The following is an 11962-nucleotide window of genomic DNA, read 5'->3' as shown; positions in this document are numbered from 1 at the left end:
CTCATTCCTCGAAGTAGTACTGCTCGGGGTGGCTGGGGCCGGGTGCGGTGTAGACGCCCTCGCCCGGCATGGACTGCGGCACGTTGCCGAGGTCGTTCTTGGCGATGCCGTAGGTCTGGGGTCGGGTGCACACGCCGATCCAGGCGAACTGCTCCTTGGCGATCTGCAGGATCTGCCGCGAGAGCTCGGTGGAGGCCTCCGCGTCGTAGGTGGTCAGCGCCTGGTCGAAGAGGTCGAGCGAGCGGCGGATCTCGTCCGGCGGGGTCTCCCCGTCCTCGCCCTCGCTGCGCCACCAGGTCGCCCAGGAGTGGCCCCACATCGACGACCCCCTGGGGTTCGAGGGCACCCAGTAGTGGTTGGAGCCCATCGTCGGGCGCATCTCGAAGTCGCCGCCGGTGGAGATCGAGCAGGGCGACTGGTTGGCCTCGACGCGCTCCCAGAAGAGGGTCTCGGCCACCCGCGAGACCTGCAGCTCGACGCCGACCTCGGCCCAGTCCTGCTTGACCAGCTCCAGCCCGTCGACCTGGTCGGGGACGGAGGAGTTCACCAGCGCGGTGACCCGCAGCCGTTCACCGCGGTAGGTGCGGAAGCCCTCGGCGTCCCGCTCGGTGAGCCCGGCGGCGTCCAGGTGCCGGTTGGCCAGCTCCACCGAGTGCTCGGTGTACTGGGTGCCCATCTCCTCGTCGTAGAGGGGGTGGCCCTCGGTCGGCGCGAGCTGCCAGGGCCGGGTCTGCCCCGCGTACACCGAGTCGATGATCCGCTGCCGGTCGATGGCGTGCGACAGCCCGATCCGGAAGTCCTTGTTGCGGTGCAGCTCGGCCAGGTGCTCCTCGCCGTAGGTCTGGTTGAAGGCGATGCCGAGGGCGTTGGTGCCGGCGGCGCCGACGTCGATCATCCGGTAGTCCCCGCTCTCGCGGTTGTCGGCGACCACCGGCAGGTTGCGCAGCGTGGCGAAGTGGGTCATCTGCATGTCGATCTCGCCGTTGACGATCTTGAGCAGCTCCACCTCGACGTCGAGCAGCACGTCGACGCGCAGGTCGTCGATGTAGGGCAGCTGGCTGCCCTCGGGGTCGGTCTTCCAGTAGTAGGGGTTGCGCTCGAAGGTCACGGCGTTGCCGTCACCGATCGCCTCCACCAGCCGCCACGCGTGCAGGGTCGGCAGCTCCGCGCTGGTCCAGTTCGTCGACTTCAGCTGCAGCAGCTCGATCCAGTCGTTGAGGCCCTCGGCCGCCACCAGCTGGTCGACGTCGGGGTTGTGGTCGACGTGGAACTGCGCGAGGTGGTGGCGCGGCAGCACCATCACCCGGTTGCGGCACTGCTCGTGCAGCCAGCCGGGCTTGGGGCCGTCGAAGACGTAGCGGATGGTGCGCTCGTCGACCTGCTCGAAGGTGGCCGGGGAGCCGTCGGAGGGGTTCGTCCACATGCTGTAGATGCCGAACGGGTGGAAGGCGGCCGAGGCGTTGCAGTCCTCGAAGGCGAAGCGGTAGTCCTCCACGGTGACCGGCTCGCCGTCGGACCAGCGCATGCCCTCCCGGAGCGTGAACTCGAAGACGCTGCCGCCCTCCAGCTCGGCGTAGGACTCGCAGATGTTGGGCAGGATCTCCTCGGTGCCGGCGGAGTTGGTCCAGCTCCGGGCCCATCGCACCAGCGGCTCGTAGCCGACCGTGCTGTCCAGCCAGGTGACGTCCTCCTGGGTGATCATCGCCGAGCGCCAGGTGCCGCCGTAGCGCCCCATCCCCTCCACCGGCTCCACGACCATCGGCGTCCTCGGCAGCCGCTCCTCCAGCGGCGGCAGCTGCCCGGCCCGGACCTGCTCGGCCAGCGCCGGCGCCTCCTTGCCCTTGGGCTGCGGGCCGCCCGCCCCCTGCCCGTCCTGGCTGACCGGCTCGGTGCTGAGGAAGCTGCACGAGCTGAGCCCGGCCGAGCCGAGCCCGAGCGAGGCCACGCCGGCGGTGAGCAGCAGGGTCCGTCGCGACCACGGGGCGGTCATGCGGCCTCGCTCTCGTCGATGCCGCGCAGCTGCAGCTCCTCGGAGAAGTGGCAGGCCGCGCGCCTGCCGGGCGAGATCTCCCGCAGCGCCGGGACCTCCGTCCGGCACCTGTCCTGGGCGTAGAAGCAGCGCGGGTGGAACGGGCAGCCGGGCGGCACGTCGGAGGGGTCGGCCACCTCACCGCGGAGCACGATCCGCTCGGGCCGCCTGGCCGCGTTCGGGTCGGGGTCGGGCACGGCGGAGAGCAGCGCCTCGGTGTAGGGGTGGTAGGGGCGGGTGTACAGGTCGTCGGTGGGGCCGGTCTCGACCACCCTGCCGACGTACATCACGACGACCTCGTCGGACATGTACTCGACCATGCCGAGGTCGTGGCTGACGAACAGGTAGGTGAGGTCCTCCTCGACCTGCAGGTCCTTCATCAGGTTGATGATCTGGGCCCGGACGGAGACGTCGAGGGCGCTGACGGCCTCGTCGGCCACCACCAGCCTCGGCTCCAGCGCCAGCGCCCGGGCCAGACCGATCCGCTGACGCTCGCCGCCGCTGAAGGCGTTGGGGTAGCGGTGCAGGTACTCCGGCCGCAGCCCCACCCGGGTGAGCAGCGTCGCCACCCGCTCCTCGATCTGGGAGGGGGGCACCACGTCGTTGACCCGCAGCGGCTCCCCCACGAGCTGCAGCAGCGTCATCCGCGGGTTGAGCGAGGAGAACGGGTCCTGGAAGACCATGCGGATGTCGCGGCGGTAGGGCTTGAGCTCGCGGTCGCCCATCGGCGCCAGGTCGACCACCCGGCCGTCCGGGCGCCGGTAGAGGATCTCCCCGGCGGTGGGTTCGTAGGCGCGCAGGATCGTGCGGGCCAGCGTGCTCTTGCCGCAGCCGGACTCCCCCACCAGGCCGACCGTCTGGCCGGCGCGGATCCGCAGGTCCACCCCGTCCACGGCCTTGACGTGGCCGACGGTCCGTCCCAGGAAGCCCTTCTTGATCGGGAAGTGCTTGGTCAGCCCGCGGGTCTCCAGCAGCACCTCCGCAGCCGGGGCCTCGACCTGCCGCTCCGCCACGTCCGTCGGGTGCGTCATCGGTCGTCCTCCTTGTACAGCACGCAGCGGACCTCGTGGCCCTGCTCGTCGCGGATCAGCGGCGGCAGCGCGGTGTCGCAGCTGCCGGGGATGAAGTGGTCGCAGCGGTCCCGGAAGGTGCACCCGCTGGGGCGGGCGTAGGGGTGGGGCACCATGCCCCGCACCGGCGCCAGCCGCTCCCCGCGCCGGCGGCCGAGCTTGGGGACCGAGCGCAGCAGCGCCTGGGTGTAGGGGTGGCGCGGGCTGCGGAAGATCTCGGCCAGCTCGCCGCGCTCCACCACCCGGCCCAGGTACATCACGGCGACGCTGTCGGCCAGCCGCGCCGCCACCCCGAGGTCGTGGGTGATCAGCATGATGGCCATGCCGAGGTCCTCGCGGAGCTCGGCCAGCAGCTCGAGGATCTGGGCCTGCGTGGTGACGTCGAGGGCGGTGGTCGGCTCGTCGGCGATCAGCAGCTCCGGCCCGCAGGACAGCGCCATGGCGATCATCACCCGCTGGCGCATGCCGCCGCTGAGCTGGAAGGGGTAGGTGTCGATCCGCTTCTCCGGGCCGGCGATCCCCACCCGGCGCAGCAGGTCGACGGCGCGCTCGCGGGCCGCCTCCTTGCTCATCGGCTCGTGCAGCTGGATGGCCTCGATGATCTGGTTGCCGACCGTGTGCACCGCCGACAGCGAGGTCATGGGCTCCTGGAAGACCATCGCGATCCGCTTGCCGCGGACGGCCCGGATCATCTCCGGCTCGGCGCCGATCAGGTTCACCATGCCCTCGGGGCCGTCCTCCTGCTGCACGGGCTCGGGCCGGCCGCGCCGGAGCAGGCCGGGGCGCCGCCGGCTGGCCACCGCCTCCGCCGGCGGGCGCGGCACCCACACCTGCCCGCCGACGATCCGCCCGGGACGGTCGACCAGCTGCAGGATCGAGCGCGCCATCACGCTCTTCCCGCAGCCGGACTCGCCGACCACGGCCAGGGTCTCGCCCCGGCGCATCTCCAGGTCGACGCCCTCGACGGCCTCGACCACGCCGTCGTCGAGGACGAACTGGGTGCGCAGCCCGTCCAGCTTGAGCACCAGCGGCGCGTCGAGGGCCACCCGCCGGGCGGGCGCCTGGTCACTTGTAGGGGTCTGCAGCATCTCTCAACCCATCTCCGACGAAGTTCATGGCGAGCACGGTGACGAAGATGGCCGCACCGGGCAGCATCAGCCACGGCGCGGTCTCGATCGCCCGGATGTTCTGCGCGTCCTGCAGCAGCACGCCCCAGCTCACCGCCGGCGACTGCAGGCCCAGGCCGAGGAAGCTCAGCGCCGTCTCGCCGAGGATCATCCCCGGCACGGCCATGGTCAGCGACGCGATCATGTGGCTGGAGAACGACGGCAGCATGTGGCGTCCGATGATCCTGGGTCTGCTGCAGCCGTCCAGCCGGGCGGCGGTGATGAAGTCCTCCTCCCGCAGCGAGAGGAACCGTCCTCGCACGACCCGCGCCATCCCGGTCCAGCCGATCACCGACAGGATCACCGTGATCGCGAAGTAGCGGGTCAGCGGACCCCAGGTCGGGGGCACCGCCGCCGACAGGGCCAGCCACAGCGGCAGGCTCGGGATGGCCATCAGGAACTCGATGATGCGCTGGATGAAGGCGTCGAGCTTGCCGCCGTAGTAGCCCGACAGCCCGCCCAGCGTGAGCCCCAGCACGAAGCTCGCCGCCACCCCCACCAGACCGATGGACAGCGACACCCGGGCGCCGTAGATGATCCGCGTCAGCATGTCGCGGCCGGCCCGGTCCGCTCCCCACAGGTAGAAGGGCTGGTCGGGGTCCTCGGGGCCGATCAGGTGCCGCTCCATCGGGATGAGGCCCCACATCTCGTACGGCTCACCCTTCACGAGCAGGCCGACCGGGATGTACTGGCTCTCGTCGACGGCGAAGTCGAGCGCGAAGGTCTCCGGGTCCTGCGTGACCGTGTAGCCGTTGACGTACAGACCCAGGCCCTCGGTCGGGTGGTAGACGTGCAGCGCCTGCGGCGGCGCGTAGGCGTAGGCGGCGTCCTGGGCCCGCGTGGTGCTCGGCGAGAGGAACTCGGCGAACGCCACGACCGCGTAGATGGCGATCACCACCCAGGCCCCCACCAGCGCGAGCTTGTGCTTGCGGAACTTGCGCCAGACCAGGCGCCACTGCGAGGCCGTGCCGCCGGTGGCCAGCGGGGCCGCGGTGGGGGCCGTCGCCGCGTCGTCGCCGCCGATGCCCAGCGGCACCTGCTCCCCCGCGGGACCCAGCTGGACGCCCTCGGCCGGCTCGCTGCTGCTGCGGCGCAGCGCGTCGACGGTCTTCTCTGCCATGGGTCAGCTCCCCTGGTAGCGGTGTCGGATGCGTGGATCCCACCACGCGAGGGCGATGTCGCTGAGCAGCGTGCCGACCACGGTGAGCGCGCTCAGGATGAGCACGAAGCTGCCCACCAGGTACATGTCCTGGCTCTCGGTGGCCCCGAACAGCAACGGCCCGGTGGTGGGCAGGCTGAGGACGATCGAGATGATCGTCTCGCCGCTGATCAGCCCCGGCAGCAGCCAGCCGACGGTGCTGAAGAAGGGGCTGAGCGACATCCGCACCGGGTACTTGAGCAGCAGCTTCCACTCGGGCAGGCCCTTGGCCCGTGCCGTCACCACGTAGGGCTTGTAGAGCTCGTCGAGCAGGTTGGCCCGGGTGACGCGGATCAGCCCGGCCGTGCCGGAGATGCTGATGATGAGGACCGGCAACCACAGGTGCGAGGCCAGGTCGAGCACCTTGCCGAGGTTCCACACCGCGTCGACGTACTCCGGTGAGAACAGCCCGCCCGCGCTCTGGTTGAAGAACCGGACCCCGATGTAGAGGAAGATCAGGGCCAGCATGAACTCCGGCACCGCCATCCCCACGAACCCGAAAAAGGTCGCCACGTAGTCGCCCGGGGAGTACTGCTTGACCGCGGAGTAGATGCCGATCGGGAAGGCGATCGCCCACACCAGCAGCAGCGTGCTGACCGAGAGGAAGAACGACAGCCCGACCCGGTCCCAGATCAGCGTCGAGACCGGCCGGTTCCAGGCGAAGGACTCCCCGAAGTCGCCGTGGAAGACGATGTTGCTGATCCACTTCCAGTACTGGACCAGGAACGGGTCGTTCAACCCGTACCGGTCGCGCAGCGCCGCGATGCGCTCGGCGCTGATCGACTCGCCCCGGGTCTCGGCCTGCGCCACCAGGGTCGAGACGTAGTCGCCGGGCGGGAGGCTGATGATCCAGAAGGTGGCGAACGAGATCGCCAGCAACGTGATGAGCATCAGGCCCACCCGGCGCACGATGTACATGGCCACGGCGGATCACACCCTTCGCATGGTTCGGTAGCCCTCGAGGTCGCGGGAGCTCAGGCGGTGAAGAAGTACTGCTCGGGGTTGGTCGGGCCCGGGGGCTGGTAGCCGACCTCGCCGGGCATCGCCTCCACCACGTTGACTCCCATGTCGTTGCGGACGATGCCGTAGGAGTCGGGCTCGGTGCAGATGCCGATGTAGACGAACTGGTCCTTGGCGATCTCGATGATCTCCTTGCCCAGCTCGGTGGCGGCCGCGGCGTCGTAGGTGCTGCGCATCTCGTCGAAGAGCTCCAGCTGCCGCTTGACCGGCGCCGGCGGCTCCTCGCCGCCCGGCTCGCCGCGGTACCAGTTCGCCCAGGTGTGGCCGTAGCGCGAGGACCCGCGGGGGTTGGAGGGCAGGAAGTAGTGGTTGGAGCCCTGGCTGGCCCGGATCTCGAAACCGCCGCCGGTCCAGGTGGAGGCCTCGGCCTGGTTCGCCTCGACCCGCTCCCAGTACAGCGTCTCGGCCAGCACCTGGACGTTGGTCTCCACGCCGACCGCGGCCCAGTCCTGCTTGATGAGCTCGAAGGCGTCGATGTGGTCGGGGAAGGAGCTCGGGACCAGCACGGTCACGGTGATCCGCTCGCCGCCGCTGAGCCGGAAGCCGTCGCCGTCCTTCTCGGTGTAGCCGGCCCGGTCCAGCGCCTGGTTGGCCTTGTCGACGGAGTACTCGGTGAACTGGGTGCCGAACTCCTCGTCGTAGACGGGGTCGCCCTCGGTGGGGGCGCACTGCCACGGCTTGGTCTGCCCGGCGTAGACGGTGTCGATGACGCGCTGGCGGTCGATCGCGTACGACAGCCCCACCCGGAAGTCCTTGTTGGCGTACATCTGGCGCTTGTTCGCGTCCTCCAGCGTCTGGTTGAACCCGATGACCATCGCGTTCACCCCCTGCGGGGAGACCGTGAACATGCGGTAGCCGCCGCTCTCGCGGTTGTCCGAGACGACCGGCAGGTTGCGGATGGTGGCGAAGTTGCGCATCTGCATGTCGATCTCGCCGTTGACGATCTTGAGCAGCTCCACCTCGATGTCCTGCAGGACCTCGCAGCGGATGTCCTCGATGTAGGGCAGCTGGCTGCCGTCCGGGTCGACCTTCCAGTAGTACGGGTTGCGCACCGCGGTGACGTAGCTGCCGTCACCCAGCGCCTCGGTCAGCATCCAGCCGTGCAGGGTGGGCATGTCCACGTCGGTGAAGGCCTCGACCTTGGACTCCCACAGCTGCACCCAGTCGTTGAAGCTCGCCTCCTCCACCAGCTGGTCCACGTCGGGGTTGTAGGAGGCGTGGAACTGCTGCATGTAGTGCTTGGGCAGCACCATGGTGACGTTGGCGGCCAGCTCCTCGAGGAACCCGGGCTTGGGCTCGTCGAAGACGTAGCGGATCACGTTGCCCTCGGACTCGAAGACGGCGGGCTTGTCCGGCTGGCTGGGGTTGGTCCACAGCGCGTACAGGCCGTCCGGGTGCATCTCCTCGGAGGTGTTGACGTCCTCGAAGGTGAACCGGAAGTCCTCCGCGGTCAGCGGGGTGCCGTCGGACCACCTCACGCCCTCGCGCAGCGTGAACTGGAAGACCGCACCGCCCTCGAGCTCCTCGAACTTCTCCGCGAGGTTGGGCACCATCTCCTCGGTGCCCGGCTTGCCGGTCCAGCCCGGGACCCAGCGCACCAGCGGCTCGTAGCCGATCGACTGGGTCAGCCAGGTGCGGTCCTCCTGGGTGATCATCGCCGAGCGCCAGGTGCCGCCGTAGCGGCCGATCTGGTTGAGCGGCTGCACGACCATGGGGTTCTTCGGCAGCCGCTCCTCGACCGGCGGCAGCTCCCCGGCGGCCACCTTGGCGGCGAGGGAGGGCGCCTCCTTGCCCTTGACCCCGTCGCCGACGTCGTCGTTGCCGCCCTCGCGGACCGCCTCGGTCTCGAAGAACGAGCAGCCGGAGAGCGAGGCCGCCGCGACCAGGCCGCCGCCTGCGGCCAGCACCGACCGGCGGGACCAGGCGCCGGTGCGGAGGTGGTCCACCACCTCGGATGGGTTGAGAGACATCGTTGTCTTCCTCCTGCGTTGGGAACCGGTGCGGGCGCACCGGCAGGTCGATCAGGGTCGTGGGGGGTGCTCCTGGGACTCCAGGTGCTCGACGAGGGGCAGCGCGTGGGTGTCCAGGTGCTGGCGCGCCGGCTCCGGCAGCAGTGCCTGGGGCCGCGCGGTGTGCTCGTCGTCGATGCGTCCCAGCGCCACCAGGACGTACTTGTAGACCGCGTTGGTCAGGCTGGGCGAGGGCGCCAGGCCCGGCAGGGTCAGCCGCGCGATGAGCTCCTCGGTCTGCTCCTGCAGGGCCCGCACCAGGGTCCAGTCCTCCGCCAGGGCGGCCTGGTACTGCCGCACCAGGTGCCGCGGCGTCAGGTTGCCGGTCGACGACACGGATCCGACCGCACCGAGGAAGTAGCCCAGGTCGGCCACGCTGGACCCGCCGGTCAGCACGGGCAGCGGGGTGCCCTCGGCCCGGAGCCGCGCCTGCAGCTGTCGGAACCAGACCATGTTGGAGCTGCTGTCCTTGGCGCCGCACAGCACGCCCTCGGCCACCAGCTCGACGATCGAGTCCAGGCTCAGGGTGGCCGGGGCCAGCTGCGGCAGGTGGTAGGCGTACACCGGCCCGCCGACGACCCGGGCCACCGCCCGGAAGTGCGCCTTCAGCTCCTCCTGGCCGAAGCCGATGAAGTAGGGCGGCAGCACGGCGACGTGCTGGGCGCCGGCGGCCACGGCGGCACGGGCGTGCTGCAGCGCCAGGTCGGTCGAGGTGTCCCCCACGTGGGCCACCACCGGAACTCGGCCCCCGGTGGCCTTGACGCACTCGCGGACCGCGCGCGCCCGCAGCTCGACGTCGAGGGCGTAGAACTCGCCGGTGGTGCCGTTGACCCACAGACCGCTCACCCCCGCGTCGACCAGGTGGTTCACGTGCCGCTCGAGCGAGGCGGAGTCGATCCCGCCGTCGCGGCTCATGGGGAGCACGACGGGCGGTACGACACCCAGGGGTTCGGTCATCTGCGTCTCCGTCGACGTGTTGAATGCCGGTGGCATACCATAATGATCGAGGGCTTCGTGATCGATGTCAAGGTTCCGTTCCTCGACCATCTCACGCCGCTCTCGCTACCGGCACCGGCTGCCGTCGAGGCTTCCGGTGCACGAGACGGCAGGTGGCATACCATGAGGGGACCCCACGCGGGGTCAGCAGAGACGACGCACCGCATCGGCGCGGGGACGGGAGGATCCAGGTGCCACTCACCACGGGAGACGGACCGGCGGCCGGCGAGACGGTCGGTGACACCAACCTCGAGAACCGCGCGCACCAGGCCCTGGTGACGTGGCTGACCGAGGAGCACCCCCAGCCCGGGCAGACGGTGCCGATCCGGGAGTTCGCCCGCAAGCTGGGGATGAGCCGCACCCCGGTGCGCAGCGCGGTGGGCCGGCTGCACGAGCGCGGGCTGCTGTCCTACGACCCCACGGCCGGGTTCACCGTGGCGGTGCCCTCGATGAGCTCGCTCTACGAGTTGTTCGAGCTCCGGCTGATGATCGAGTCGCACAGCGTCCGGCGCTACGTCGAGCAGGGTGCCCGCTCGGCCCCCGTGGCGCTGCGCCAGCTCGTCGACGAGGCCTCGGAGCTGGTCGAGCAGGCCGTCGAGGACCCGGCGCAGTACATCGCCTTCCGCCAGAACGACAGCCGCTTCCACCGGGCCCTGGTGGAGCTGGCGGGGCTGCCGCGGCTGCTGGCGCTGCACGACGACCTGCACCTGAACATCCACGTCACCCGGGCCGGGATGGAGGCACCCATGAACCACCAGCGCCTCGACGCCGCGGTGGCCGAGCACCGCGCCGTGGTGGACGCGCTCGAGGCCCACGACGGGCCGGGCGCGCGGGAGGCGCTGGAGTCCCACATCCTGCGGGTGCGCGACCAGACCATCGTCTTCATGTCCCAGCCCCGCATCGCCGGCGACGGGGCCGGCCTGGCCGGCTGGCGCTGACCGGAGCCGCCATGACGACGACGACACGCTCCGGACGGTGGGATGCCACCAGCATGCCACCGCCCTGGCCGCGGCCGGGAGCGGTGGACGTCTGCGTCGACACGCCGCTGGTCGTCGCGGTGGCGGAGCCGACCTCACCGCAGGACCTGGGGCCGGTCCGCATCCGCCGCTCCGACGGCGTCGTGGTCGACACCCTGGACGCCGGCGACCCGGCGTCCTGCCTGCGGACGGTGGGGGGCGCGGTCTCCGACACCGGCGAGCTGCACTGGTTCCGCTACCACCCCGTGCTGGAGCGGCCCGGCTCGGGCGGACGGGTGCTGGAGATCTACCCGCACGCCCCGCTGGAGCACGCCCGCACCTACCGGCTGGAGCTCGACGGCGCGGTGGGCCCCTGGTTCACCACCCGTGCCGCGCCGCCGGCGGGGCGGCAGGTGCTCCGGGTCGCCCAGGACGGCTCGGGCGACTTCTGCACCGTGCAGGGGGCCGTCGACGCCGTCCCGGCCGGCAACCGCCGGCCGGTGAGGATCGAGGTGGCCGCCGGCACGTACCGCGAGATCCTCTACATCTCCGCCGACCGCCCGCACCTCACCATCCAGGGAGCCGGGCGCGGACGCACGGTCCTCAGCTACGACAACAACAACCAGCTCAACGGTCTGCCCTCCCCCAGCCACTGCCCCAACCGCCGGCTCGGGGACCGGGACCTGCACAACGGCTGGCGGGCCAACGTCGGCGTCGAGGCCGACGACGTCACGCTGGTCGACCTCAGCTGCGTGAACACGACCCCGGCCGGCGGGTCTCAGGCGGAGGCCCTCCGCGGCAACGGCACCCGCACCGTCCTCAACCGCGTGGCGCTGCACGGCCACCAGGACACCCTCCGGCTGCAGGGCACGGGCTTCGTCGTCGACACGCTCGTCGAGGGCGACGTCGACTTCGTCTGGGGCACCGGGGCCGTCCACCACTGGCGCTCGGAGTACCGCTCGCTCGGTCCCGGCTACCTGATGCAGATCCGCAACGGCGCCGACGAGCGCGGGCACGTCCTCGTCGACTGCCGGCTGACCCGCGCCGCGGGCGTCCCCGACCACTCGGTCCGGGTGGCCCGCACCGACCCCCGCGCCTTCCCGCACAGCGAGGCGGTGCTGCTGGGCTGCCGGCTGGACGACCACGTCCACCCTGACCGCTGGCTGGTCCACCCGCCGGCCGACGCGCCGGGCCGGGAGCGGTTCCTCGAGCACGACTGCACCGACGCCCTCGGCCGCCCCACCCGCCGTGACCGCCCGCTGGCCGCAGCCGAGGCCGCGCGGTGGCGGGACCCCGCGCACACGCTGGGCGGCTGGGTGCCGTGGACGGTCAACGTCGGCTCGTCCTCGGGCGTGGCCGGCGGCGCGGCCGCCGTGCACTGGTCGGCGCCGCCGGGGCACCTCGCCGGCGACCGGCTGGTGCTGTGCGAGGCGGAGGACGGCTCGGGGACGGCGCCGCTGCGGGCCGAGGAGCTGGGCAGCACCGCCACCACCGGCACCACCCGGTTCCCGCTCCCCC

At 71.2% G+C, this 11962-nt stretch carries 9 protein-coding genes (1 of these 9 cut by a window edge); 2 read left to right on the top strand and 7 right to left on the bottom strand.

Annotated features, from left to right (window positions below; translation table 11 throughout):
- Position 1: 1 nt before the first annotated feature.
- Genes GC722_RS06035 through GC722_RS06005 form a run of 7 tightly spaced genes read right to left on the bottom strand, consistent with a single transcriptional unit; the run spans position 2 to position 9449 of the window.
- Positions 2 to 1990, bottom strand: a complete 1989-nt coding sequence (locus GC722_RS06035; RefSeq protein WP_156609054.1) for an ABC transporter substrate-binding protein — start codon at positions 1988 to 1990, stop codon at positions 2 to 4.
- The gene (locus GC722_RS06030; protein WP_156609052.1) at positions 1987 to 3060 is read right to left on the bottom strand and encodes an ABC transporter ATP-binding protein; all 1074 of its coding nucleotides are present in this window, start codon (positions 3058 to 3060) and stop codon (positions 1987 to 1989) included. Before GC722_RS06030 ends, GC722_RS06035 begins: the two co-directional genes overlap by 4 nt.
- Positions 3057 to 4187, bottom strand: a complete 1131-nt coding sequence (locus GC722_RS06025) for an ABC transporter ATP-binding protein (protein ID WP_156609050.1) — start codon at positions 4185 to 4187, stop codon at positions 3057 to 3059. Before GC722_RS06025 ends, GC722_RS06030 begins: the two co-directional genes overlap by 4 nt.
- Positions 4165 to 5385, bottom strand: a complete 1221-nt coding sequence (locus GC722_RS06020) for an ABC transporter permease (RefSeq protein WP_156609048.1) — start codon at positions 5383 to 5385, stop codon at positions 4165 to 4167. The genes GC722_RS06025 and GC722_RS06020 overlap by 23 nt, the downstream gene beginning before the upstream one ends.
- Before the next feature lie 3 nt (positions 5386 to 5388).
- Entirely contained in the window at positions 5389 to 6381 is a 993-nt protein-coding gene (locus GC722_RS06015; RefSeq protein ID WP_156609700.1) for an ABC transporter permease, read from the bottom strand.
- Positions 6382 to 6437: 56 nt separating this feature from the next.
- On the bottom strand, positions 6438 to 8453 hold the full coding sequence (locus tag GC722_RS06010; RefSeq protein WP_156609046.1) for an ABC transporter substrate-binding protein: 2016 nt from the start codon (positions 8451 to 8453) through the stop codon (positions 6438 to 6440).
- A gap of 51 nt (positions 8454 to 8504) precedes the next feature.
- The gene (locus GC722_RS06005; protein ID WP_197429860.1) at positions 8505 to 9449 is read right to left on the bottom strand and encodes a dihydrodipicolinate synthase family protein; all 945 of its coding nucleotides are present in this window, start codon (positions 9447 to 9449) and stop codon (positions 8505 to 8507) included.
- Between the two features lie 230 nt (positions 9450 to 9679).
- On the opposite strand from GC722_RS06005, the gene GC722_RS06000 reads away from it, so the two are divergent.
- Positions 9680 to 10426 carry a GntR family transcriptional regulator gene (locus GC722_RS06000; protein ID WP_197429859.1) on the top strand — a complete coding sequence of 249 codons (747 nt, stop codon included), beginning with the start codon at positions 9680 to 9682 and terminating at the stop codon, positions 10424 to 10426.
- 11 nt (positions 10427 to 10437) lie between these two features.
- Positions 10438 to 11962, top strand: partial view of a pectinesterase family protein gene (locus tag GC722_RS05995; RefSeq protein WP_456298110.1) — the 5' portion only. 1124 nt of this gene lie beyond the right edge of the window; 1525 of the gene's 2649 nt are visible here — the first part of the coding sequence; its start codon is at positions 10438 to 10440; its stop codon lies off the right edge, out of view.

The sequence above is a fragment of the Auraticoccus cholistanensis genome (genome assembly GCF_009742705.1).
Classification (GTDB): domain Bacteria; phylum Actinomycetota; class Actinomycetes; order Propionibacteriales; family Propionibacteriaceae; genus Auraticoccus; species Auraticoccus cholistanensis.
The sequence above is the reverse complement of the archived record's forward strand: the minus strand, read 5'-3'. Positions and strand labels throughout refer to the sequence as shown.